Origin of the sequence: Blautia sp. MCC283 (assembly GCF_018785565.1) — a bacterium.
Taxonomy (GTDB): domain Bacteria; phylum Bacillota; class Clostridia; order Lachnospirales; family Lachnospiraceae; genus Blautia_A.
Window position 1 is genome coordinate 104981 of sequence record NZ_WQQB01000066.1, and the last position, 24130, is coordinate 129110.

Sequence of the window (24130 nt, forward strand, 5' to 3'; positions counted from 1 at the left end):
AGGATAAGAGAATGTCAAGGACTTCAAGAATTACGGCACTTTACGAGCGTTTGTCGAGAGATGATGACCTTATGGGCGAGTCAAATTCCATAACCAATCAAAAGCAATACTTGGAAGATTATGCCCGAAAGAATGGTTTCGGTAACATTCGCCATTTTACTGATGATGGTTTTTCGGGAGTAAATTTCAATCGCCCCGGCTTTCGATCGTTGATAAAAGAAGTAGAAGCTGGAAATGTTGCAACGATTATTGTTAAGGATATGAGCCGATTAGGGCGAAACTATCTGCAAGTCGGATTTTATACGGAAATTCTGTTTCCGCAGAAAGATGTCCGTTTTCTTGCAATAAACAACAGCATTGACAGTAATAATGCTTCGGATAATGACTTTGCCCCGTTTTTGAATATTATGAACGAGTGGTATGCCAAAGACACAAGCAATAAAATCAAGGCTGTGTTTGATGCCCGTATGAAAGACGGAAAGCGTTGTAGCGGTTCAATCCCCTATGGATATAACCGATTAGCAACCGACAAACAAACGCTTGTCGTTGACCCTGTGGCTTCTGGGGTGGTAAAGCGTATCTTTCTGCTTGCCAACGAGGGCAAAAGTCCGAGAGCAATCGCTGAATTGCTTACCGAAGAAAAGGTTTTAATTCCGGCAGCACACGCAAAGGAGTATCACCCCGAGCAGTATAACGGTACGAAGTTTTCAGACCCATATACTTGGGGAATGTCAACCATAAGGGCGATTTTGAGCAGACAGGAATATCTCGGTCATACGGTTTTGCGTAAGTCTGTCAGCACCAATTTCAAGCTGCACAAAAGGAAGAATACCGATGAAGATGAACAGTATGTATTTTATAATACACACGAGCCTATCATCTCGCAGGAACTTTGGGACAGCGTTCAGAAGCGAAAGAAACGAGCGAACAGAACAGCGGCAAAAGGTACGCATAGCAATCGTTTAAGCGGTTATCTGTATTGTGCGGATTGTGGCAGAAGAATGACCCTGCAAACGCATTACAGTAAAAAAGACCGTTCGGTGCAGTATTCTTACCGTTGCGGTGGTTATGCAAGCAAAGTAAACTCTTGTACTGCCCATTCGATTAGTGCTGATAATGTTGAAGCCTTGATATTATCGGCTGTAAAACGATTATCAAAATTTGTTCTGAATGACGAAGAAGCCTTTGCAAAGGAACTTCAAGCACTTTGGAATGAAAAGCAGACAGAAAAGCCAAAGCAGAATAAATCGGAACTGCACCGTTTTCAAAAGCGATACGATGAACTATCCAAACTTATTCGTGGTTTGTATGAAAATCTTGTTTCGGGGTTACTGCCCGAAAGACAGTACAAACAACTGATGAAGCAGTATGATGATGAACAGGCTGAATTGGAAACGAAGATTGAAGCAATGCAACAGGAACTGACCGAAGAAAAGGCAAATACGGTGGATATTAAGCATTTCATTTCTTTGATACGCAAGTGCAAAGAGCCGACAGAAATTTCCGATTTGATGTTTGCCGAACTCATTGACAAGATTGTGGTTTATGAAGCAGAGGGTGTGGGAAAAGCAAGGACACAAAAGGTTGATATTTATTTCAACTATGTCGGGCAGGTCGATATTGCCTATACAGAAGAAGAACTTGCTGAAATCAAGGCACAGGAAGAACAGATTGAAATGGAACGACTGGCAAAACAGCGTGAGCGTGAAAAAGCATACCGAGAGAAGCGAAAGGCAAAAAAACTCGCTGAAAACGGTGGAGAAATCGTCAAAACAAAGATATGTCCTCACTGTCACAAAGAGTTTGTGCCTACAAGTAACCGACAGATATTCTGTTCAAAGGATTGTTGCTATCAGGCAAGGCAGGATAAGACAAAAGCCGACAGAGAAGCAGAAAAAGGAAATCATTATTATCGTCAGCGTGTATGTGCTGTGTGTGGCAGTACCTACTGGCCTACACACAGTCAACAGAAATTCTGTTCCGAAGAATGTCAAAAGCAAAATCACAACGAGAAATCTTTGGAATTTTATCACAAGAAGCAAAAGGAGAAATCAGAATGCAAAGATTTATTACAGACGAAAGAACTGGTATCCAGTACGAACTCATCGGAGATTATTACTATCCCTGCTTGACGATAGAACAACCCCCTGTTCTCACGAAATACGGAAGAATGAGGGAAAGATATTTAAGGGAACACAAGAAAGCCTTATATTTTAATCTGCTTACAAGCGGTAAGTTGTATGAACACCTTGCTGATATTGATACTTTGGCGTGTAATATGGCGGAGTATCTAATAAAGGGAATGGCAAAAAAACAAGGTGTGACGGAACAACTGAAAGCGGAGGATATGATGAGATGGGTCGGATTGATGAACAATATCCGAGCCTGTGCAGATGAGATTGTATTGAACGATATTGTGTATTCCTAATAGCATACCAGCCGAAAAGGAACTGCTGTCTTTACTGATGGCAGTTTTCTTTTTCGGGAAGTATTCAAGAAGTCATTAAGTTGCGAGTGTAATGGAAGTGGCGGAAAAGTATAATGCAAACAGCCATATACTTCATTTCCGATATGCCATTCTCCTACATTGTTTGTAACTTTTGTGTGAACACTATTGACAAGAAAACTTGGTATTAGTATAATTAAGGTGTGCAAAGAAAACTTGGAACGGAGGTATTCATATGAAAAAGGAAGAAATCTTAAACGCAAGTAGAAAAGAACATCAAAATAAAGACTTGGCGGAAATGGAAGTGCTATATCTGGCAGGAAGTCACGCAAGTAGAGTGGGGGCTTTGGTGTGTTGTCTGCTTTCTTTGCTATCTTCTATGATTGCCCATACTATGATTTACAGTCCTTGGGTTATATATTTCAGTATTCTTGCGACACAATGGTTAGTTCGTTTTATCAAAATGAAACGAAAGAGTGATTTGCTATTGACCAGTATGTTTTTCATTCTTTCCGTTTTGGCATTTGTTGGATTTGTTCGCCAAATTTTAGAGGTGAGCATATGAAAGAGCAATTACATTTGAAAAATCACTTAAAGGAAGTTCGTACAGCGGCAAATCTTTCTCAAACCCAGCTTGCAGAAATGGTAGGAGTTTCAAGAAATACCATTAGTTCTATTGAAACTGGACAGTTCAACCCAACAGCAAAGTTGGCATTGATTTTATGTATTGCTTTAGACAAGAAATTTGAAGAACTGTTCTATTTTTAGGAGGTAATTATGGAGAACATTATGTTGTTGATTTTAGGAGTGTTCATATCTGTTATAGGAATTGTAAATATCAAAGGCAATATCAGTACAATTCATTCTTACAATAGGCGAAAAGTAAAAGAAGAAGATATACCAAAGTATGGAAAAGCCGTTGGAACAGGAACACTGATTATCGGAATATCTTTGGTGTTAGGTTTTATAGTTTCATTTTGGAGTGAAGAGACTATGGGATTTATTATTCTTCCAGCAGTTATTGTCGGATTAGGCTTTATGTTGTATGGACAAATTAAATACAATAAAGGGATTTTTTAAGCAAAGGAAACTTTGAATTTTCCGAATTTCTTAATACATTTTTGAACTGAAAAACTTGATTGAAACCGTTGGTTGACACATTTCCAAGCATAGGTGGTGGTAATGCAACTATAAAAAATGCTATGATTTTGTCAAAAGGAAAGGAGAACTGACAATGAATATAGCAGATAGAATACAATATTTACGAAAACAAAAAGGATATTCGCAGGAGGAACTTGCTGATAAGGTTGGTGTATCAAGACAGGCTGTATCAAAATGGGAAAGTGAACAAAGCACACCCGATTTAGAAAAAGTAATCGCTATGAGCGAACTTTTTGAAGTCACAACGGATTATATTCTTAAAGGAATAGAACCAGTATCAACAACGAATAGAAAGACTGTTAAGACGTTGTACTTAGGGTTTGTTTTAATATTTGCAACCATAGCAGGAATATGGTCTTTTGCTGCAAACCGATTTAATTATGATGAAATTATTATGATTATTTTAGCAGGCGGCGTAGTTGGTTTAGGAATGGCTCTAATTGTTCAGGTAATCGGCAGTATAGTTTCAAACAAGAAACAATAATAAAAGTGAAACTTTCAGTTTTATGCAGATAATCAACAATCTATTAGAACGCAGAAAACATCGTAGAAATACGGTGTTTTTTGTTGCCCCAAACCCTACAATTTCATACATAACCACAGGTTAGTACAAATACCTTGCGTGATTTTTTGAAAGGCTTATAAAGGCAATTTTGCCCGATTTTCGCCCCGAGAAATGACAGAAACAAGGCTCTGAGTATCTTTCCTGTGGTTTTTTTATTTTCAGACGGAAAGGAGGATTGATATGCCGAGAATGAGTAAGAAACGGAAACAAGAGTGGGCGTTGTTTCTGAATGAAAGAAATCGCATTACCTACAACGAACTTTGCAGAAAATGCAGTAATGACTGCAAGCAGAGTTTTCGCTGTATCGTGGTGCTCTGCCCGAAGTATTTATCGAAAAGGAGAACGAAGAACAATGATGAAAATGGAAAATGAGATGAATGTAAATGTACCTCTTGAAGTTGTAAAGGCAAGTGAAATCGAGCCGAAAGAAGTGAAATGGCTGTGGTATCCGTATATTCCGTTCGGCAAGGTTACGCTGTTGCAGGGCGATCCGGGCGATGGAAAAAGCAAGTTAATGCTTTCCGTTGCCGCCCTGCTCTCTAAGGGAGAGCCTCTCCCCTTTACCGATGAAGAAACAGAGCCTATGACTATCATCTATCAGACAACGGAAGATGATGCAGACGATACGGTAGTACCCCGTTTTAATTCTGCCGGTGGGAACGGAGAAAACCTTATCTTCATCAAGGAAGATGAAAAATCTTTATCCTTTGGGGATAACCGTATTGCTGAAGCAATCGAAAAGTACCACGCAAAACTTTTAATTCTTGACCCGATGAGTTCCTATATCGGAGAGAACTGCTCAATGAACAATGCCAACGAAACACGAGCAGAGTTTAATCATCTGATTGCGGTTGCAAAGAATACTGGCTGTGCCATTGTGATTATCGCTCATATGAACAAGATGAGAGATACCAACCCTCTTTATCGTACCAACGGTTCTATTGATATTGCGGGTGCTGCAAGAAGTATTCTTGCAATCACACGCACACCGAACAAAGAAGCACCAGCGGAACGATATATGGTGCAAGTGAAATCTAACCTTGCCCCGACAGGCTCGGCAATTCTCTTTGAGGTGGCAGAAAAGGGCGTGGACTTTATCTCTGAAATGGAAATGACAGCAGAAGAAGCGTTCCAGTCCCTTGCTCCTAAAATGGGCAGACCGAACGAAAAGGAAATCAAGGCGAAAGAATTTCTTTTGGAAATTCTGAAAGACGGAGAAATGCTTTCTTCGGATTGCGAAGAAAGACTTGAAGCCGCAGGGTTCAAGAAATCGACCATCAAAAAGGCAAAGAAGAAAGCAGGCGTTGTCTCAAGAAAACGAGGCTTTCTGTGGTACTGGTCTTTGCCGATGGGCGATATACCGAGAGAATAAAAGCCGGCTGTCTGATAGGAGGACAGTCTGTTTTTATGATGGAGGTATCTAAGGAGGTCAAGGGGGAACTCCCTTGCCCACGACATCTTTGCAGACGAAGTCTGAAAGTGTCATAGTGGGTTACACACATTCAAAGAATGTTGTGTAATGGCTTCGCCCTGCCGAGAAAGGAGAACGAAAATGGCTAAAAACAACAAAGCGGATATGAGTTGTGCAAGGGTCAAAAAGTACACCGCTTCTGATGTGAGCAAGGCGGAAAGGCACAACGAACGCAAAAATGAAACCTACGAAAATATGAATGTGATTGAGGAACGCATACCTTTTAATGTGCATTTCAAAACACCGACTGCTCCGACTTATATGGAACAATTAAAGCAGATGAAAACCGACGGGCTGGTGTCGCTCCGTGGGTTGAGAAAAGACGCTACACTCTTTAACGAGATTGTGATTGATGTGAACACGATGTACTTCGAGCGTAACGGTGGCTACGAATATGCAAAGCAGTTTTATGAAGAAGCGTTCCATTTCATTGAAGAAAAATTCGGTGCTGATAATATCATATCGGCTGTTATGCACGCTGATGAAATCAATGCAGCGGCAACCGAGGAACTTGGAAAAGAGGTTTACCACTATCATCTTCACGCTATGGTTTTGCCTGTGGTGGAGAAAGAAATCCTATGGAGTAAGCGTTGCAAAGATGAAAAACTGCGAGGAACGGTTAAGGAAGTGGTTCATCAAATCAGCCATTCAAAGAAATGGAAATCGGATATTCCGCTGACCGATGAAAAAGGCAATCCGCTTCTCAGAAAGAACGGAAAACCTATGTTTCGAGCTTCGTACAGCATACTGCAAGACGAATTGTTTAATTATATGACGGAGCAAGGCTTCAAAGGTTTTCAGCGTGGCGAATACGGAAGTACAGCAGAACACCTGACTTCCCTGCAATATCAAATCAAGCAGGACAAGGAGCGATTGGAGAAGTTGCAGAAGCGTATTCAGCGTGAACAGATAAAGTATGAGCCTGCCCGTAATGTTTCCAAAACCTATAACGAGATTGACAGTATGGGGCAGAAAACAATCACGGGTAAAATGGCAATCTCCAAAGAGGATTATTCCCAACTGACCGCCCTTGCCAAAGAGGGCATTACAAGTCGTGCGGAAATCAATGAATTAGAACAGAGTGCCAACTATTACCGACAGAAATATTTTGACTGTGCAAACGCACTCGAAAGAATGAAAACTAAATACAACGAACTGAAAGAAAAGTGCAGACCTTTTCTTCAAGCGTTGGAGCATTTTCCTGAAGTTGCTAAACTTTTTACCGAAAAAGTGAAGCAACTTTTTTCTTTTAAGGAAGCACAGGAACGAGCCGAAAAAGAAGCAAGGGAAAAAGAAAGACAAGAGCGTATCAAGGCACGAAAAAACAAGCGTGGTATGGAAAGATAACCATTTCCATTATACTCACGACTTAATGACTTCTTGATATGTTCCGATGAAACAGGCTGTATTTGTGGGGTGTTCCAAACGGAATGCCCCACAGTCAATTTATGAAAAGGAGAAACGGACTATATGAAAGAAAACACTTTATCTTATACAACACGAATAGGCAAAACAACTTTTATTGTCAATGTGAAGCAATCGGAAAGTGCGAAGAAGCCTTTGAATACGGTGTTTCAAGAAATATGCAGACACGAGATGTTGGGAGATTTTTCAGCGGATAAATATTTGAATTTAGAAAACTTACAAAAATCATCTTGACAAACTCGTTCCCGAAGGAACAGGATATCGTGCAAAGTCCAGATTTGCACGGTTTTATAATATTCCGGAACTGATGAATATGTTCAAGGAGATTGCAGATATCAAGACTTCCGATCAATTAAAGCTTCCTGTGCCGGAAGCGGAATATGAAACAGTGGTGCTGAAACCAACGGAACAGCAGAAAGAAATCGTAGAAAGCCTTGGAGAACGTGCAGAAGTTGTTAGAAACGGTGGAGTAGATGCCTCGGTTGATAATATGCTGAAAATTACCAATGACGGAAGGAAGTTAGCACTGGATCAGCGTTTAGTGAACGAACTATTGCCAGATAATCCAGAAAGCAAAATAGCAGTCTGTGCAGAGAAAAGTTATGAAATCTGGAAAGATACTGCAGCACAGAAATCCGCACAGTTGATTTTCTGTGATTTGAGCACACCGAAAGGCGATGGCAGTTTCAATGTTTATGATGACTTGAAGCAGAAGCTGATAGAGAAAGGTGTACCGGAAAAAGAGATTGCGTTTATTCATGATGCAAATACAGAAGCAAAAAAGACGGAGTTGTTTGGAAAAGTAAAATCCGGACAGGTTCGTTTTTTGATTGGTTCGACAGCAAAAATGGGTGCTGGAACCAATGTGCAGGACCGTCTGATTGCCCTGCATCATTTGGATATTGGCTGGAAACCGTCTGACTTGGAACAGAGGGAAGGACGTATTATCCGTCAGGGAAACCATAATAAAAAGGTTCATATCTTCCGGTATGTGACAGAATCCACATTCGACAGTTATATGTGGCAGTTGATTGAGAATAAGCAGAAATTCATTTCCCAGATCATGACCAGCAAAGCACCGGTCAGAAGCTGCGAAGATGTGGACGAAGCGGCACTTTCCTATGCAGAGGTTAAAGCACTGGCAACTGGAAATCCAGCAGTAAAGGAGAAGATGGCACTGGACGTGGATGTGGCAAAGCTGAAACTTTTAAAAGCCAATCACATGAATAACCAGTATCGTTTGGAAGATGATATTGTAAGGAATTTTCCGCAACAGATTGCAAAACTGACAGAGATCATTGACAGCTACAAGGCAGACATCGCTCATTTTTCTGAGCATAAAATCACAGATCCAGAGCAGTTTTCTATGGAAATCAGTGGTAAAGTGTTCACAGAAAAGAAAGAGGCAGGTACGGCACTTCTGGCGGTCTGCAAAGACATTAAGTCTGTAGATGCAGCTATGGACATTGGAAGCTATCAGGGATTCAACATGAGAATCCAATTCGACAGCTGGAGCAAAGAGTTTATCCTGTCTGTAAAGCATGAATTGGTAGCTAAAGTTCGGTTGGGGGCAGATGCCCTGGGAAATATCACTCGTATCAATAATCTTTTAGAAAGTTATCCGGAGAAACTAGCAGAAGCAGAACAACGGCTGGAAACGGTACAGGAGCAGATGACAAATGCCAAAGAGGAAGTCGGGAAGCCATTTCCAAAAGAAGAGGAACTGAACCAAAAACTGGAGCGACTGTCAGAATTAAATGCACTTCTCAATATGGATGAACGGGAAGATACAGAAACAGAGCAGTCGGAATCAAAAGAGAAAGAAGAAAGACCGGCACGAGGTTCTATCCATGAGAAACTGCAGATTTATAAAGAAAAGAGCCAGCGGGAAAGTGAAACTGGCAAGGAAACCAGAAAACGGGATTTCGGTCTGGAATAAGAAAACAAGGAAGATGGCATAATCTGACAGAAAGAATGTTCTGTGGGTTATGCCATCTTTCAGAATACAGGAGGAGTTTATATGGCAAGAAACAGGATAACAGGTAGAGAAACAAAGAAAATGCAGGAATATACGCAGGAACGGATCGCTCAGGCAGAGCGTAGAGGCATAGAATTTCCAACAGATGTAAAAGAACAGATTTTTGAATATGCAAATCTGATTGGCGAGGAAGAGAAAGTAAGGACGTTGGTAAGAAATCTGACAGATGCAATCAATCAGGCAGATGGAGATAAAGTAGAGGAGCTTCTGGATGATGCAAAAATGGATATTCAGGACTTACCAGATCCAACCATAGGCAAGCTTGAATTACGTGATTATGGATATACAGCAGAGGATATGGTACCGCTCAGAAAAGAAGCAGCTTTGGACTATCACAGAATGGGTTCTAAGATTTATTGCCTGGGTAGCGATGGCGGCAAGGGAGAATATGCAAGCAAAGAAATGATACAGGCACATGAAGGTCTGTTTGGCATGGAATTACAGATGTGGGAACGGATAAGAGATCAGGATCTGGATTATGCAGATGAAGATTTTGGAGCATTTCAGGAGCCTATGAGTGTCATTGAGCAGGAAGAAGCACTGAAATTATACGATGCCGGAGCAGATATCTATCTGATCACTAATTTTTCATCACCAATCTATGTCACGGAACGCATGGAAATTGAACGAGGACCGGAGCATTATCAGATGTCCATGGCAGAACGGGAGCGTTTCCGTAACCTGGAATGGGAAATGCAGAAATATCCGCAGATTCAGTCTTTGAAAGAGGCAAACCTGTTGTTAGGAACAAGGCGAACCTTTGGTATTTATCAGATCAAAGATGATTTAACGGGCGAAAATTATGCATTTATGAATATGAGTTTTATTGAAAGTCATGGTATGCAGATAAAAAAAGAAGATTATAAGCTGGTCTATGTTGGAGAATTACTGGGAAATACGTCACTGGATGATATTTTTGAAAGGTTCAACATTGATAGACCGAAAGACTTCCGTGGGCATTCCCTGTCTGTCAGTGATATCGTTGTTTTGAATGATGGGGAAAAAGTAACAGCTCATTTTGTAGACAGTATCAGTTTTGAACAGCTGGATTCTTTCTTGAATCTGGAAGAACAGATTCTTAGTGAACTGGCATATGAGGTAGGAGAACGGTATTTTGCTATTCAGAGGACAGAAGAAGGATACGATTATTCCTTTTACGATGAAGATTTCCGTCTGATGGATGGTGGCGTCTATGAAAATGATGAAATTTCTATTGAAGAAGCGGCAGAGGAACTTCTGGAAGACGAAGGCTGGACTGGAGAACGCATCTGTGGGGATTATGATCAGTTGATGGAAAAAGTGAAAGAAATGGATGAGGTTGTAATGGCAGAGATTCAGAAAAGCCAGGGCGAATATAAGCCACTGGCTAAGGTAGAAGAACTGGAAGAGGCGAATTATAACATGATTGACAATGTACTTAACAATATGCCACCGAAGAAAGAACCGTATCTGGAATACTTTGCTGCAGAATGCGATGAGTTCCATGATATGGGAGCTTATGAAAAAAGTACCGATGTTAATCAGATTGCTATGGTCTATGAAAAATATAGGGAGAATCCTGAAAATGCCTATCGAGTATGTAGTATGGGGATTATCTATCGTGATCCGGAAGACAGTTACTATGATGATGCTGAATTTGCAATCGTAAAAGGAAATACAGTACTTGGAAATCTGATGGACGATGTTCGATTTTATGGAGAACTTGCACTGGTACGGGAAGGGATTGAGAAAATTCATGAAGCATTGCCGGACTATAAGTATGTACCGATGAGGGATGTTCGAGAAGCAATGTATCCAGAGAAGATGACCACAGAACAGCTGGCAGAGGCACTGGATGAGATTGCAGAAGCTTTTGATCCGTATGAGTATCGGGATAATGTGGAAATCGGAGAAAATACGGTACAAGAGGTGATGTTGGATTTGCAGAGTGGCAATACACATTCTTATATTTCTTATTTGAAGGACATTGTAGAGGAAGAATGTGATTTGTCCGTCCGTGCCGGAGTATTGATCGAACGATTGAAGTCCTACGAACCGGAACTTCCGAAAGATATGGAGCCGATGGTGTATGTCAATTACTGTGAGAAAAGTGAGTTCATGAATCCACGATGCCAGAAGTTATCGGATTTGGATTCCAAGACCGCAGAACAGGACAAAGCATGGTATGCTGACAGAAATCCCAAAATCAATAAACCAACGACAACGGCTCAGATGTTTTTTACCGTATATTATGCTGAGAAAGGTGACAAAATGCTGCACCATTTTCAGGGTAAGATAGAGATTGGTACCGGAAACGGCGGTATCATCAGTCAGTTAAAGATGCAGAATGAAATGAAACTGACAGATGAAAGCTGGATCAGCTATCAGCAAGGAAAAGGCAATGAAGAGTACCAGAAGTATATGGAAGATCTGACAGATATGCAGAATCATGTGTTGCCATATTTGCAGAGCTTTTGCAGTCTGGAAGAAAAGGGTGTGAAGGAGAGACGAGAACAGCAGGTAGCAGAGAAAAATGAGAGCAGAGAAGCTGTGCCAAGAACTGGCGTTGAAACAAATATAGCAGTTAAGGACGCAGGGAAAGCTGAAAGAAAGGCAGTAGCACAGAAAAAGGCAATGCCAGGAAAAGAGAGAAAACCGTCAATCCATGAACGATTGGAAATCAATAAGAGAATTATCCAGGAAAAACAGGGAAAAGATAAACCAGAGAGAGGGGCTGATTTGGATGTAAGGACGGTGTAGTATGAGATAGAAAGGAGTCGGAGGTCACGGATAACAATGTGGCTTTCGGCTTTTTTTGTTTTGGTAAAAATGCTGAATTATCTACCACGAAAGTATACAAAGCTTACAAAGAGGTATCTTTGTTCAAAAAGACTATATATGGGCGACCTTTTACGGGCAATTTATATAGAATAGAGAAAAGGTGGTAGAAATCATGGATATGAAAACAGCAGTTATATATCGTCTTGAAGAATTGATAAGGCAAAAGGATATTACCGTGAATGAGGCGGCGATACGGTCTGGTGTTCCGCCATCAACGCTGAAGAATATTTTGTACGGGCAGAGTAAGAATGTAGGCGTAGTTACAATCAAGAAGTTGTGTGATGGATTAGAAATCACAATACCAGAATTTTTTGGAGATTCCATCTTTGCAGAGTTGGAACCGGAGTTATAGAAGTAAGAGATAATCTCATGGCAAAATTCTGCGGGATGGTTTTTTTATGGAATGAGGTTAGATGCAACTAACAAAAGGAAGGATTATGTATAAGATAGCTATTTGCGATGATGATAAAAGATATAGAAAAACGATCAGGGAGATTGTAGAGCATGAAAATAGTTTGCCTGAAAATGAAATCAGATTTTATGAATACGAATCTGGAAATGAACTTTTGAAACATACGGATATTCTCCACGAATTGGTCTTTATAGATATCCGTATGCCGGGGCTGGATGGAAACCAAACAGCATTAAAATTGAGAAATTATAACAAAGATGGAGTTTTAATTTTCTGTTCCAGTTATTTTGAGCCGACAGTGGACAGTATTAATTTTGGGCAGCCCTTCCGGTATATTATGAAGGACTTACACGATACCAGCTTACGCCGGGAAATTGCAGCTATTATGACTGAGGTAAAGAGACGCTTTCTGAATGACTATGCGGTAACGGTGACATCGGCGGGGAAGATAATACGCATACATGTGGAAAATATCTTATATGTTTCCAGAGCCAAAAGAGGATGTGAGATAACCATTGTGAAAGAGCAAGAAAAAGAGACAGTTCGGTGCAGAGAAGCGTTTGGAGAATTATGTGAACAGCTAAAAGATCAGGGATTTGCACAGGCGCATTATAGTTACATTGTTAATTTGGGAAAAGTAGAAGGGTTAGAAAAAGGCGTACTACGGTTGAAATGCGGAATAGAACTGAATGTTTCAAGAGCAAAGAAAGAAGAGTTTACCGAGGCACTGTTTGAATATCTGAGGGAAAGGAATGGTTGATCTGATGAGTTTGCTAAGTGATGCTTTGATTGGCAGTTTTCAAATGTTTATGCTGAATGATTTCGGTAAGAATATGTTCCCATATAGGATTAAAACCTGTTGGAAAAGGATTCTAATATATGGCGTAACGGCATTGGTTATTCTTAGTGTGAATCATATAGAGTCTACGTTTATCAATATTATGATGATTCCTGTCAGCTATACTATTGCCTCTATTGTCATTTTCCAAGGAAGTGTATGGAAGAAAATTATTTTGGCCTGTTGCTATTATATGCTGGCTATAGTACCTGAGTTTTTGTTTGCTGTAATTACAGGGGCTTATGGAGTAACCGGGACAGAAAATAACTTTCATTCAGAGTTGGAAAAGTTGCTGTCACTTTTGTTGATGAGCACAATTACATTTTTATTAGTAAAATGTGTTAACCAGATCACGAGAAAGAAAAATTACCAGACGATTGAAAATAAATTGTTTACTGTGCTGTTAACTCTGCCGGCGGCGACAATTATCATTTTTATGTGTATATATTATTCGCAGATTTCTTATACTGGCGTGAATCGTATCATGATTCCTATTGGGGCAGCATTGTTGTTAATGACGAATATCTGTATATTTGCAGTCTTTGATAAATTAATTGAGAAGTCTGAAGAAGTAAAAAAGATGGAATTGCTTTATCAGAAAAGTAAAGCTGAAAATATCAATCAGAAATATATCAATAAGGTAAACGAAGATAAAAGGGTTTTTCTGCATGATGTGAATAAATTTCTTTGTACTGCGGCGAGTTTGATAGAAAATGGGAAAAATCTTGAACTGGATAGCATGGTGAGACATTTGGGGATCCGGATGGAGGAACTGAAAAATTATAGTTACTGCGCTGATCCGGTTCTAAACAGTATTTTATGTGAAAGAAAATTTGTCGCCGAATCAAAAGGCATATTGTATAAAATCAAGCTTGGAAATAATCTTAGAACAGATTTTATAGAAGACCTGGATTTGATTTCTATTGTGGGGAATCTTTTGGACAATGCAATCGAGGCTGCTGAAAAGACAAAGAAAGACCAACATGTGATTTGTAATATGTATATGGGGAATGAGGGACATCTTTTGGTAATGGAGTTTTATAATAGCTATATTCTTCCGCTGATCAAGGAAAGAGAACACTATATAAGCACAAAGAGAAATCCGGAAGATCATGGGATCGGATTACATACAGTAGGTAAATTGGTTGAAAAATATGGAGGAGTCATGAGGATAGAAGCTGGCGAGGAGGAGTTTTCGGTTAAGATTGTTTTTACAGTTAAATAGTAGAATGCAAAAATCGCCCAAAAAATTACCATTTTAGCCGGGGTAATTGAAATAGGGGCGATTTTTTAGTAGAATTACGAAAAAAAGGAGGCAAATTGCTATGGAAAAAATATTAAATGTAATGACAACTAAAATATTAGAAGGAATCAATGCTTTGGCGCTCAGGCTGACGATGCGTTCAGCGAATCTTGCTTGCAATTGGTTATATTTTCAAGAAGAAGAACCGGACGAGGTTAAAAGACTGAGGAAATTTTAATGCAGAAGAAAGTGGTAGACTGGCTGTATAATTTACAAAGCCGATGGGGGATTCTTAAAGAAGAAGAACGCAGTTTGTATGAATATGCTTATCGACTGCTGTTAAGCAGAATCCTTATATATTCTATTATTATTGCATTGGGTATCATAACGGGAAACTGGTTAGAGATGTTCAGCTTTTTACTGCCATTTGTTATTTTAAGACAGTACGTTGGCGGAATTCATTTGAAAAGATCTGTAAGCTGCATTTGTGTTTCCGGTTTCCTGATTTTTATTTGTGGAAAATATTTAGCAATTAATTCGGAGCTTGGGATTACATTCTGTATAGTATGGCTCATTGCTATTGCTGTTATATTTTTATTGTGTCCAGTAGACACTGGACACAAAAGATTGGATGAAAAAGAAAGAAAGGTTTATGGGAAATCTGCAAGAAAATTGTTAATTATAGAATGTGTATTGGCTTTCTGTTTTGGTGATATCGGAATTTTGATAGTTGCTAAAGGGATTGCAGTGGCTCATATAATTTTAGCAAGTGGACTGATATTAGGCAAAAGCCAAAATTTTTTTGGAAATAAGTTAGGGATTACTAACTTATGAAAGGATGAAAGATTGATAGATAATAAAAAACTACTGGGAAACGATAATGATATATTTCAAATTAAGGAAGTTTTAGAAAAATCTTTGGATAATAAATGGACTCAGGAATTTGTCTATTTGTTAAGAAAATTTTTCTATATAGAATATTGGTCAAATGTGGAAAAGAACGAGAGATATACGATCCAGATGATTCAAGAGGTTTTAAAAAAGCATTTGGATTTTTTAGATGAAGATAGGGGAACAGAGGAAGTGATGAGAAAATTTCGAGCAATGCTGCCCTATCTGCAGCAGTTGGTAATATCAGATATGAAAGCGGCATATGAAGGTGATCCGGCTGCGAAGAGTTATGAGGAAATCATAGCGGCTTATCCAGGTCCTTTGGCAATACTTATTCAAAGGACAGCTAATTGTCTGTATAAATTGAAAGTTCCTATTTTACCAAGAATTATGACAGAGTACGCACATTCAATAACAGGAATAGATATCCATCCAGGAGCAGAAATTGGAGAGAGCTTCTTCATTGATCATGGAACAGGAGTTGTAATCGGAGAAACTGCTGTTATTGGGAATCATGTAAAAATATATCAGGGTGTGACTTTGGGAGCTTTGTCAACTCGCGGAGGTCATAAACAGAAATGGTTGAAACGGCATCCTACTGTTGAAGATAATGTAACAATTTATGCGGGAGCTACAATCTTAGGAGGCAATACAGTGATTGGAAAAAATTCTATTATTGGTGGAAACGCATGGGTAACGCAATCTGTACCACCTTCAACAAAGATATTTTCAGATTTTATGGAGATGAAATTACAACCGATTTCTGGAGGAGGATTAACATGAATCAAAGGCTTTTGAAAAACGGTGAGAATATTAACTCCCAAAATATAACATTATTTTGTTTCCCTTTTGCTGGCGGCGGGGCTTCCGCATACAATTCTTGGGTTCAAAAAATGAAAGATACCATAACTGTTTGTCCGATCCAGCTACCGGGCAGGGAAGAAAGGATTATGGAAAAGCCGTATCATAATATGACGGATATGTTAGATGAATTGGAGGAAACTATATGGGAAAACATAAGAGGACCGTATGCATTCTGGGGACATAGCATGGGCGGAAAGATTGCCTATGAGTTAGAAAAAAGAATGGAAAAAAGAGGAAAGACAGCCCGATGCTTCATGGTATCAGGAAGTCGTATCCCAAGTATTCCAGAACCCAATCCAATCTATCATCTTCCAGATGACGAATTTAAAAAGGTACTCGGCAGATTTGAAGGAACGCCAAAGGAGATACTGGAAAACCAGGAACTTTTGGATTTCTTTCTGCCTATGCTGCGAGCTGATTTTACAATGGATGAAACGTATTATGATAAAGATCTTATCACTTTACGCAGTCCGATTGAGGCGTTTGGAGGACGGAATGACCGGGAAGCAGATGAAGCAGCAATGAAAGAGTGGGGGAAATATACAGAAGGGGCGTTCCACTGCCATATGTTCGAAGGCGGGCACTTTTACATTCGGGAACAGGAAGAAGCTGTTCTGTCAGAAGTACAGAAATGCCTTCTGGGTGTTCCGGATGAAAATTGAATTATACGGAAACCGGGAACTTTTGAATATGGGAAAGCTGGAACTGCATACAGTAGAGGTACACATCTGGAAACTTCGGTGGAGAGAACTGGAAACCTTTTGGAATAGGTATAAACCTATTTTAGAAAAGGAAGAATGCCAGAAGGCGAAACATTACCGTTTTCATGAAGATAAAATGCGTTATCTTGCAGGAAAGATTGCTGTGAGAATGTTTTTGAAAGAGTATTCAGGTGAGGATAAGATTGTTTTAAGACAGGGAAAATACGGGAAATTGTACTGGAAGGCACCGCCGGGACAAAGGAAGATCACATTTAACCTTTCCCATTCCGGAGAATGGGTGCTGGCAATATTTGCCAGCCGACAGGCTGTGGGAATTGATGTGCAGGAAATGCGAGAGATCTCAGAATATATGGAGATTGCCAAAAATTTCTTTACGGAAGAAGAAGCGGCAGAAATTCAGGAAACAGAAAGCCCTGAACGGTTCTATCATTACTGGGCAGCAAGAGAGGCGCATCTCAAAGCGCTGGGTATCGGTTTGAACAAGGGAATGGACTTCTTTTCTGTCAGGGAAAACAAGATTATAGAAAAAGGAAAGATAAAATCTGGATGGAAATTATATCCGATTCTGATAAAAGATTATGCCGCATATGCAGCGGTGCAGGGGAAAGGAAGGTAATACAAAATGGCAGGCTATAAAAAGAATATGGAACAATATGAAGATCTGGAAGGCTGTGAGAAGTTAAGCCTGTGAAAGTAGCTTGATAAATGAGCAGTGCAATATGGAGACGAGATTGCAGTTACAGACAGTGAAAAGAAAATTACCTATTTGGAACTGAATCAGAAAGCAATCTGCATAGGACAGTATTTTATGGAGAAAGGTATCTGCAAAGATGATAAGGTACTTGTGCAGATGCCGAACAGAATCTCTTTTGTCGCGGTTCTCTTTGCCCTTGCGAAGATTAGGACTGTACCGATCATGATGCTGCCGGCTCACAGGGAAGCAGAATTAGAGGGGATCATAGCACTGGCCAAGCCGACAGCGTACGTTGTAGCCGAAAGATATTTAGGCTTTAGTTATGTGGAAATGGCAATGAATATGCAGAAAAAACTCCCATGTATACAAAATGTTTTTGTGGATGGAGTACAGAGGGAAGAATGGTATGAGCCAGAAACAGAAGGACAGGGAGAATTTCCGGAAGTAGACAGCTACAGCACGGCAGTATTGCTATTGCCCGGCGGTACGACCGGTGTTCCCAAGCTGATTCCCCGCGCTCATACAGATTATATGTATAACGCAAGAATGTCAGCAAAGCGCTGCCAGTTAGACAGAAACAGTGTTTATCTTGCAGCATTGCCTGTAGCGCACAACTTTCCACTTTGCTGTCCGGGACTTTTAGGAACATTGGATGCAGGGGGAAAAGTTGTGCTGGCACCAACGACCAGTCCTGATGGCAATTACGGAGGAGAAAGTAACTATCTCAGCCCTGGTTCCGGTTATGGTTACAGTGTGCATGGAAATGTTGGAATACGATGAGGACTATGATATGGAACTGGTTGGGGACTTTACCACACTGACGCTGTTGGAAGTGTGTCAGCAAAAAGGAGGGAACTTTGCAGATCGGGCGAAAGCAATCCAGCAAAGGCTTACGGAGGATTTAGAACATTCAACCTATAGTGCGGTTGAGTTTGAACGTGAGTTAAAGAAACGGACAGGTGATATGCAGGGCGTAATTATGCCGGTTGTATTTACCAGTGGGTTAGGAATAGAGCAGTGGAATGAAGGAAAATGGCTTGGAAAACTGACTTATAATATTTCCCAAACGCCGCAGGTATGGCTGGATCATTAGGTGGTGGAGATGGATGGCTGTCTTTGCCTTTTCTGGGATGCCGTAGAGGAACTGTTTTATCCGGGAATGTTGGACGATATGTTCCATCAAAGACGAGAATAGATATTCATCTTGGGGCTTCGATAGGAGAATATTTCTTTATTGATCATGGAGCCGGGGGTGTGATTGTAGAAACTACTGTTATAGGACATCATGTAAAATTATATCAAGGAGTTACTTTGGGAGCACTTTCAACGGCTGGTGGACAACTCTTGAGTGGCCCAAAAAGGCATCCAACATTGTTGAATAATGTAACTGTATATGCAGGGGCAACAATTTTAGGCGGAGAAACGGTTATTGAAGAAGGCCGAACTGTTAAGGGTAACGATTTTATTTATACAGGAAAGCAGAGGAAAACAAATGGAACAAAATGAAAAGGCGCGATATAAAAAATGGTTTCCGTTCACAACGTATGATTTGGATGAACTAAACAACAGAGACATAGTTTTTTGCTTTCATCATGCCGGCGGGAGCGCTTCGGTATATCGAAAATGGACTTTGAAAAAAGAAAAAATCAACTTTGTATGTGTAGAACTTCCCGGAAAGGGAACCAGAAGAAAAGAAAGATTTATTGAGAATTTTGAGGAGTTGGTAGGCCCGTTGGTCGAAAGCATCATTAACGTTGCTGATGACAGAAATATTCTGTTTTTTGGTCATAGTATGGGAGCAGCAATGGCATTTTATGCGGCTGCATATATGGCCCAAAACTATGGTAGGGAACCGAGAAAAATTGTTGTTGCGGGAAGGCAGGCTCCTAATGAAGTAAATTTAACAGAATTTAAAAGTTATATGGATGATGATGCGCTGATCAAGGAATTGATTCGATATCAAGCTACCCCTAAAGAGATTTTACAGAACCAGGAACTGCTTAGTTTTGTTTTACCGGAAGTAAGGCGTGACTATAAATTGAATGAGAGCTTTATTTATAGGGGGGAATGCATAAATTCTCCGTTAATTTTGCATTCAGGAGTAAATGACATAGAAGCGAATAAAGAGATTATGCAAAGATGGAGTAGTGTAACGAAGAAGGTTGTTAGGATGCGTGAATTTCAGAGTGACCACTTTTTTGTTTTGAATTTAGGTAATGAATACTGGGAACAATTATATAGAGACTTATTGGAGGAATAATTATGATATATAAAGTTGATTTTGAAGGGCAGGCATGTAAGCAAATAAAGGAAAAAGCAGAATCATATCAGTATGATTTGAAAAGTGTATTAAAAGGTATTGGACTGCTTATTGCAGATATGTGGCTCCCGGGTGATTCTAAGCCACAAATAAATACATGGGAAGGACTTTTTGAAAAGGTGCAGGAAGATTATTCCTACAAAGATACAATTGTTGAAAACGATTTTATATGTAGCATTTCAAATGATGATGGAATTTCAATAATAATAGAAATCGCTGATGAGACAATTGTTGATTTTAAAGATATCAAATCTAGCATATTGCAGGTGAGGGATTTCTTGTTGGCAAACAAATGGTCTGGAGCAATTCCGGATTTTCTTCCTATAGAACAGAAAGAGATTCGCAATATGATGAACGAGACGGAAAGATCAATACCATTCAAGTGTTTGCACGAGGCTTTTTTTGAATGTGCATATAGATTTCCTGACAAAACAGCATTAGAATGGCTATCTTTGGATGAAAAATGGGAAACACTATCGTATGAGGCATTGAAGATTAAAGTGTTGCAGACAGCTTCTATGCTGAAGCAAGAAGGAGTACATACAAGGGACAAAGTGGCAATCGTTCTTCCGAAAGGAGAAAATCAAATTATAGCAGTATTAGCAATTCTATCGATTGGGGCGACATATGTACCCATTGGAATACATCAGCCGTTGGATAGAAAGAAGAAAATATTTGAAGCAGGAAATATATCTTATGCATTAACAGATAGGGATCATATTAATACACTGGATGGGGCAGATACTTTACGAAGTTTCCTAATTGAAAATAGTTTTAGATATGTTGTGATGCCAGAGACGGAGATTGTTAAGGATATAGATTCAATTGCATATATTATATTTACTTCTGGTACTACAGGCATTCCTAAAGGGGTAATGATCACGCATAAAGCAGCATATAACACAATTTATGATGTTAATGATAAATTTACGATCAATGAACATGATTGTGCGATTGCAGTGTCAGAACTTGATTTTGATCTTTCTGTCTATGATATTTTTGGAATGCTAGGATACGGAGCGTCATTAATCGTTTTGAATGAAATGAATAAACGGGAACCGTATATTTGGAAGAAAATATTGTGTGAAAAAAGGGTAACGATATGGAATTCTGTTCCTGCATTGTTTGAGATGTTTTTATTGGCAATAGGATACGATTATGAAAAAGTTACATTGAAAAATATCTTGTTGTCTGGAGATTGGATTAAATTGGAAATATACCCCAAGGTTAATAAACTATGGCCAGAATGTAGATTTGTTTCTTTGGGTGGTGCTACTGAGGCGGCAATATGGTCTGTATATTATGAAGTACATATATTGGACGAACCCTGGACATCTATTCCATATGGACGTCCATTAGCAAATCAATTATTACGTGTAGTAAATAATAAGGGAAAGGATAGCCCAGTAGGAGTACCAGGAGAACTTTGGATTGGAGGATATGGTGTTGCAGAGGGATATGTAAATGAAGAAAAACTAACACAGGAAAGATTTGTTAAAATAGATGGAATACGTTGGTATAAGACAGGAGATAAAGCACAATATTTTCAAGATGGTAATGTGCAATTTTTAGGACGCCTTGATGATCAGGTTAAAGTAAATGGTTATAGGATTGAACTTGGGGAAATAGAAAATGTAATAAAAAGAGCAGAGTGTATAGATGACGCAATTGCTATGACTGTTGAAACGAATGGCAAGAAAGAAATTGTGGCAGCTGTAGTGGAAAAGTATGAAAAAGGAAATGCTTCTCATCAAGTTTTCATGAATGAAGAAAACCCAGAATATGCTGAAATACAAGAAATTAGAAAAAAAGTAGTTGCAGCTTTTATTTTAAAAGTATATGGGAACAATGTTGATTCATTAACCCCAAACGATAATATAGTGATAAATAGTAACGGTAAAGTTGAGCAGTATTGGAATGTCTGGTTGCTTATTAATAATGTTATAAGTCATAAAGATAGTGATGAATATGTGCTGAATTTGGAAATAAAAAACGTTCTCTCAGATATTTGGTATATGAAATTAGAGACCCAAATACCAATGGTGCAAGAATTGATAAGAGGAACAGTTTCAGCAAGTAACCTATTGACGAATGGGTATCTTTCTCCAGAAGAGCTCCTTGTGCAAGGTTCAGATACAGTTATTTTTTTGGAACATGTGACAAAAGTGATAAAACACGATTCCAAAGTTGCTGTTTTAGGTGCCAGAACAGGTTTGGCCGTTGAAATGCTGCTGAATAATAATTTGGATAGAAATGTTGAACTTACATTAATTGATGAATCGGCAGGTATGTTGAAAAGAGCCGAGGAAAGACTTAGAAGATATGATGTTCAGTTTGAATATTATCATTTTGAAGATGGTTTATTAGAGAAAAGTCTTTTGGGGCAGTTTGACTTTGTAATTGCTTTGGGAGAACTCCATCGTTATAAAAATCCTTTACATGGTCTGCATGTAGCGAATATGTTATTGAAGGCAAAAGGACAGTTACTCGCATTGGAATATGAAGACTTAGACCCGATGTCAATTATCAGTTCTGCTATACTGGAGAATGGCTTTTCAGAATATATGAGAAAAAGAAAAAATACTGCATTGATGACGGTTGATGAATGGCTAACAGCTTTTGAGGAGAGCGCCTTTGATGATGTAATGATAAAGGTTTATCCGACATCTTCTGCGCTATTTATTAATGCTAATGCCAATAAATATAAAGAATATCTAAAAGAACTTGAGGAATATGTGAGAAATTCTCTTGTGCAGTATATGTTGCCGCAAGAATTTATAACTTTTGCATGGTTTCCACTCTCACAAAATGGAAAAGTAGATAGGAAAAAGATACGTCAAATTGTGGGAAATAGAAAGTGTACAATGGTCAAAAATACAGATTATGTTGGAGTAGAAAGGGAAATTGCAGAACTTTGGAAAGAAATGTTAAGTGTGGAGGATATAGGAAGAAATGATAACTTCTTTGAAATAGGTGGTGACAGTTTACTGGCTACTCAGTTTGTAGAGTGCTTAAAGCAAAAATATGAAATAGAAATGTCATTAAGAGAAATCTTTAATAATGCAGAATTAGATAGAGTGTCAAAAATTATTGAAGAAAAAATCGAATGCAATAAGCAGATGATCGAGGGTGAAATATGATTGGTATAATTGGAGGATATGGAAATATCGGAATTGAGGCGGCAGACATTATAAAGACTAATTCCAGTGAAATGATTCGGGTTGCTGGACGCAATATTTCAAAAGTATCTCAAAGGGCAAAAGAGCTGTTTGCGTCTGACAAATGGTTTCAGATAAAGGAAAGTAGTTCAAATGAATGGAAAGATTTTATTAAAGGGTGCCGGCTTGTTCTGTGTAGTGCGGAACTGGGAAATGAAACGGTTGAATGTATAAACCGTATTGCAGGTGAGTTGGATTGTCCAATTGTGTATTTGGGTATAAATCTTCCGAAACAGGAGGCAGAGGGCAAGTTTATATATGGCGCAGGGAGTATTCCGGGATTATCTGGAATTATTCCTCAGTATTTAGCACAAGATTTTGATTCTGTAGCATCAATAGATTTTTATTATGGTGCCAAGGGAACATTTACTTATACTGCGGCTAAAGATTATATGGATGGGGTATTTAATAATAGTAATAGAAGTATGGTTATGTGGAAATATGGAAAACTTGTACCATATGTACCAGCAGAAGTAGAAAAAACGAACATGTATATCTGCAATGAAATAGAGAATATGAGGTGTTTCCCATACTTTGATGATGAATCAGAATACTTGTGCCAAAAGTATGGACTGTCTGAAGGAAGGTGGCACATGTGTATATCTGGAGAAAATACGTTAAAAGTTTTGGAGCGGGCACGGTATGACTATCAGGTAAATAAGGATAAAACATTACGAAATATATGTAGAGCCAGCAAATTGGACTGCTTTGGCACAACAGGTATCACAAAGTTCGTATGTAGTATTGCTGGCATGGTTTCTAATGAAGTTATTGAAAAGTCGTTATTACTTACCAGTAGTAATCCTTCGAGACTGACTGGAAGTGTTGCAGCAGCAACTGTGCTTACAATATTGGAAATGGGCATGGAAAGGGGAAGTTTCCTTTTAAGCAAAAGTAAGATTAATTTAGAAGTCATGAAGAAACTTTTAAATATCGGTACAGAAATTAGAGTAAGCATACGTGATAATATAGGAAGTGATGAAATTGAAGGGGAGATATAAA

At 39.1% G+C, this 24130-nt stretch carries 25 protein-coding genes and 1 pseudogene; all 26 read left to right on the forward strand.

The window, feature by feature from the left end:
* The first annotated feature begins 11 nt into the window (after window positions 1-11).
* The 26 genes and pseudogenes from GPK81_RS15525 to GPK81_RS15640 all read left to right on the forward strand — a co-directional run bounded on the left by GPK81_RS15525 (window position 12) and on the right by GPK81_RS15640 (window position 24129).
* On the forward strand, window positions 12-2132 hold the full coding sequence (locus GPK81_RS15525) for a recombinase family protein (protein ID WP_215707316.1): 2121 nt from the start codon (window positions 12-14) through the stop codon (window positions 2130-2132).
* A complete protein-coding gene (locus tag GPK81_RS15530) occupies window positions 2057-2428 on the forward strand; it encodes a TnpV protein (RefSeq protein WP_173757018.1) in 372 nt (123 codons plus the stop codon). The genes GPK81_RS15525 and GPK81_RS15530 overlap by 76 nt, the downstream gene beginning before the upstream one ends.
* Before the next feature lie 253 nt (window positions 2429-2681).
* The gene (locus GPK81_RS15535) at window positions 2682-3011 is read left to right on the forward strand and encodes a DUF6442 family protein (protein ID WP_173757016.1); all 330 of its coding nucleotides are present in this window, start codon (window positions 2682-2684) and stop codon (window positions 3009-3011) included.
* A complete protein-coding gene (locus tag GPK81_RS15540) occupies window positions 3008-3214 on the forward strand; it encodes a helix-turn-helix transcriptional regulator (protein WP_015533646.1) in 207 nt (68 codons plus the stop codon). Before GPK81_RS15535 ends, GPK81_RS15540 begins: the two co-directional genes overlap by 4 nt.
* 9 nt (window positions 3215-3223) lie before the next feature.
* Window positions 3224-3526, forward strand: a complete 303-nt coding sequence (locus GPK81_RS15545) for a DUF3784 domain-containing protein (protein ID WP_173757014.1) — start codon at window positions 3224-3226, stop codon at window positions 3524-3526.
* 154 nt (window positions 3527-3680) lie between these two features.
* On the forward strand, window positions 3681-4091 hold the full coding sequence (locus tag GPK81_RS15550; protein ID WP_158365190.1) for a helix-turn-helix domain-containing protein: 411 nt from the start codon (window positions 3681-3683) through the stop codon (window positions 4089-4091).
* Between the two features lie 261 nt (window positions 4092-4352).
* A complete protein-coding gene (locus GPK81_RS18080; RefSeq protein ID WP_035323891.1) occupies window positions 4353-4544 on the forward strand; it encodes a hypothetical protein in 192 nt (63 codons plus the stop codon).
* Window positions 4525-5544: an AAA family ATPase gene (locus GPK81_RS15555; protein WP_237972435.1), complete on the forward strand. Its 1020-nt coding sequence runs from the start codon at window positions 4525-4527 to the stop codon at window positions 5542-5544. Before GPK81_RS18080 ends, GPK81_RS15555 begins: the two co-directional genes overlap by 20 nt.
* A 180-nt stretch (window positions 5545-5724) precedes the next feature.
* Window positions 5725-6990 carry a plasmid recombination protein gene (locus tag GPK81_RS15560; RefSeq protein ID WP_215707318.1) on the forward strand — a complete coding sequence of 422 codons (1266 nt, stop codon included), beginning with the start codon at window positions 5725-5727 and terminating at the stop codon, window positions 6988-6990.
* A gap of 123 nt (window positions 6991-7113) precedes the next feature.
* Window positions 7114-7302, forward strand: coding sequence for a transposon-encoded TnpW family protein (locus GPK81_RS15565; protein ID WP_004452856.1), 189 nt, complete (start codon window positions 7114-7116; stop codon window positions 7300-7302).
* Between the two features lie 79 nt (window positions 7303-7381).
* The gene (locus GPK81_RS18085; protein ID WP_330627645.1) at window positions 7382-9007 is read left to right on the forward strand and encodes a helicase C-terminal domain-containing protein; all 1626 of its coding nucleotides are present in this window, start codon (window positions 7382-7384) and stop codon (window positions 9005-9007) included.
* Between the two features lie 81 nt (window positions 9008-9088).
* Window positions 9089-11845 (forward strand): YodL domain-containing protein, encoded by a 2757-nt coding sequence (locus GPK81_RS15575; protein ID WP_195983180.1) that lies wholly within the window; start codon window positions 9089-9091, stop codon window positions 11843-11845.
* Between the two features lie 193 nt (window positions 11846-12038).
* Window positions 12039-12278: a helix-turn-helix domain-containing protein gene (locus GPK81_RS15580; RefSeq protein WP_055152358.1), complete on the forward strand. Its 240-nt coding sequence runs from the start codon at window positions 12039-12041 to the stop codon at window positions 12276-12278.
* 85 nt (window positions 12279-12363) lie between these two features.
* A complete protein-coding gene (locus GPK81_RS15585; protein ID WP_173763236.1) occupies window positions 12364-13098 on the forward strand; it encodes a LytR/AlgR family response regulator transcription factor in 735 nt (244 codons plus the stop codon).
* Complete coding sequence (locus tag GPK81_RS15590) at window positions 13091-14401, forward strand: sensor histidine kinase (protein WP_227056865.1); 1311 nt, start codon at window positions 13091-13093, stop codon at window positions 14399-14401. The genes GPK81_RS15585 and GPK81_RS15590 overlap by 8 nt, the downstream gene beginning before the upstream one ends.
* 100 nt (window positions 14402-14501) lie before the next feature.
* Entirely contained in the window at window positions 14502-14657 is a 156-nt protein-coding gene (locus GPK81_RS15595; protein WP_055152354.1) for a cyclic lactone autoinducer peptide, read from the forward strand.
* Window positions 14657-15253: an accessory gene regulator B family protein gene (locus tag GPK81_RS15600; protein ID WP_195983181.1), complete on the forward strand. Its 597-nt coding sequence runs from the start codon at window positions 14657-14659 to the stop codon at window positions 15251-15253. Before GPK81_RS15595 ends, GPK81_RS15600 begins: the two co-directional genes overlap by 1 nt.
* A gap of 12 nt (window positions 15254-15265) precedes the next feature.
* Window positions 15266-16093, forward strand: a complete 828-nt coding sequence (epsC, locus tag GPK81_RS15605; protein ID WP_227056866.1) for a serine O-acetyltransferase EpsC — start codon at window positions 15266-15268, stop codon at window positions 16091-16093.
* Window positions 16090-16836, forward strand: coding sequence for a thioesterase II family protein (locus tag GPK81_RS15610; protein WP_071144597.1), 747 nt, complete (start codon window positions 16090-16092; stop codon window positions 16834-16836). The genes epsC and GPK81_RS15610 overlap by 4 nt, the downstream gene beginning before the upstream one ends.
* The gene (locus GPK81_RS15615) at window positions 16826-17512 is read left to right on the forward strand and encodes a 4'-phosphopantetheinyl transferase family protein (RefSeq protein ID WP_215707319.1); all 687 of its coding nucleotides are present in this window, start codon (window positions 16826-16828) and stop codon (window positions 17510-17512) included. The genes GPK81_RS15610 and GPK81_RS15615 overlap by 11 nt, the downstream gene beginning before the upstream one ends.
* Window positions 17513-17608: 96 nt before the next feature.
* On the forward strand, window positions 17609-18370 hold the full coding sequence (locus GPK81_RS18090) for an AMP-binding protein (RefSeq protein WP_227056867.1): 762 nt from the start codon (window positions 17609-17611) through the stop codon (window positions 18368-18370).
* Window positions 18371-18380: 10 nt separating this feature from the next.
* Complete coding sequence (locus GPK81_RS18095) at window positions 18381-18683, forward strand: hypothetical protein (RefSeq protein ID WP_252196678.1); 303 nt, start codon at window positions 18381-18383, stop codon at window positions 18681-18683.
* Window positions 18684-18760: 77 nt separating this feature from the next.
* Window positions 18761-19096: pseudogene (locus GPK81_RS15625) on the forward strand (serine O-acetyltransferase); the annotation flags it as partial.
* Entirely contained in the window at window positions 19083-19850 is a 768-nt protein-coding gene (locus tag GPK81_RS15630) for a thioesterase II family protein (RefSeq protein ID WP_195983183.1), read from the forward strand. The pseudogene GPK81_RS15625 and the gene GPK81_RS15630, both read left to right, overlap by 14 nt.
* 2 nt (window positions 19851-19852) lie before the next feature.
* Window positions 19853-23050 carry an amino acid adenylation domain-containing protein gene (locus GPK81_RS15635; RefSeq protein WP_195983184.1) on the forward strand — a complete coding sequence of 1066 codons (3198 nt, stop codon included), beginning with the start codon at window positions 19853-19855 and terminating at the stop codon, window positions 23048-23050.
* Window positions 23047-24129 (forward strand): hypothetical protein, encoded by a 1083-nt coding sequence (locus tag GPK81_RS15640; protein WP_195983185.1) that lies wholly within the window; start codon window positions 23047-23049, stop codon window positions 24127-24129. The genes GPK81_RS15635 and GPK81_RS15640 overlap by 4 nt, the downstream gene beginning before the upstream one ends.
* The last annotated feature ends 1 nt before the right edge of the window (window position 24130 follow it).

Coding starts and splice junctions, on each gene's coding strand:
- GPK81_RS15635 (WP_195983184.1), top strand. CDS start 19,853: ATGATATATAAAGTTGATTTTGAAGGGCAGGCATGTAAGCAAATAAAG.
- GPK81_RS15595 (WP_055152354.1), top strand. CDS start 14,502: ATGGAAAAAATATTAAATGTAATGACAACTAAAATATTAGAAGGAATC.
- GPK81_RS15525 (WP_215707316.1), top strand. CDS start 12: ATGTCAAGGACTTCAAGAATTACGGCACTTTACGAGCGTTTGTCGAGA.
- GPK81_RS15615 (WP_215707319.1), top strand. CDS start 16,826: ATGAAAATTGAATTATACGGAAACCGGGAACTTTTGAATATGGGAAAG.
- GPK81_RS15565 (WP_004452856.1), top strand. CDS start 7,114: ATGAAAGAAAACACTTTATCTTATACAACACGAATAGGCAAAACAACT.
- GPK81_RS18095 (WP_252196678.1), top strand. CDS start 18,381: ATGGAACTGGTTGGGGACTTTACCACACTGACGCTGTTGGAAGTGTGT.
- GPK81_RS15545 (WP_173757014.1), top strand. CDS start 3,224: ATGGAGAACATTATGTTGTTGATTTTAGGAGTGTTCATATCTGTTATA.
- GPK81_RS18080 (WP_035323891.1), top strand. CDS start 4,353: ATGCCGAGAATGAGTAAGAAACGGAAACAAGAGTGGGCGTTGTTTCTG.
- GPK81_RS15530 (WP_173757018.1), top strand. CDS start 2,057: ATGCAAAGATTTATTACAGACGAAAGAACTGGTATCCAGTACGAACTC.
- GPK81_RS15600 (WP_195983181.1), top strand. CDS start 14,657: ATGCAGAAGAAAGTGGTAGACTGGCTGTATAATTTACAAAGCCGATGG.
- GPK81_RS15630 (WP_195983183.1), top strand. CDS start 19,083: ATGGAACAAAATGAAAAGGCGCGATATAAAAAATGGTTTCCGTTCACA.
- GPK81_RS15575 (WP_195983180.1), top strand. CDS start 9,089: ATGGCAAGAAACAGGATAACAGGTAGAGAAACAAAGAAAATGCAGGAA.
- GPK81_RS15590 (WP_227056865.1), top strand. CDS start 13,091: ATGGTTGATCTGATGAGTTTGCTAAGTGATGCTTTGATTGGCAGTTTT.
- GPK81_RS15535 (WP_173757016.1), top strand. CDS start 2,682: ATGAAAAAGGAAGAAATCTTAAACGCAAGTAGAAAAGAACATCAAAAT.
- GPK81_RS18085 (WP_330627645.1), top strand. CDS start 7,382: ATGTTCAAGGAGATTGCAGATATCAAGACTTCCGATCAATTAAAGCTT.
- GPK81_RS15610 (WP_071144597.1), top strand. CDS start 16,090: ATGAATCAAAGGCTTTTGAAAAACGGTGAGAATATTAACTCCCAAAAT.
- GPK81_RS15555 (WP_237972435.1), top strand. CDS start 4,525: ATGATGAAAATGGAAAATGAGATGAATGTAAATGTACCTCTTGAAGTT.
- GPK81_RS15560 (WP_215707318.1), top strand. CDS start 5,725: ATGGCTAAAAACAACAAAGCGGATATGAGTTGTGCAAGGGTCAAAAAG.
- GPK81_RS15580 (WP_055152358.1), top strand. CDS start 12,039: ATGGATATGAAAACAGCAGTTATATATCGTCTTGAAGAATTGATAAGG.
- GPK81_RS15640 (WP_195983185.1), top strand. CDS start 23,047: ATGATTGGTATAATTGGAGGATATGGAAATATCGGAATTGAGGCGGCA.
- GPK81_RS15585 (WP_173763236.1), top strand. CDS start 12,364: ATGTATAAGATAGCTATTTGCGATGATGATAAAAGATATAGAAAAACG.
- GPK81_RS15540 (WP_015533646.1), top strand. CDS start 3,008: ATGAAAGAGCAATTACATTTGAAAAATCACTTAAAGGAAGTTCGTACA.
- GPK81_RS15550 (WP_158365190.1), top strand. CDS start 3,681: ATGAATATAGCAGATAGAATACAATATTTACGAAAACAAAAAGGATAT.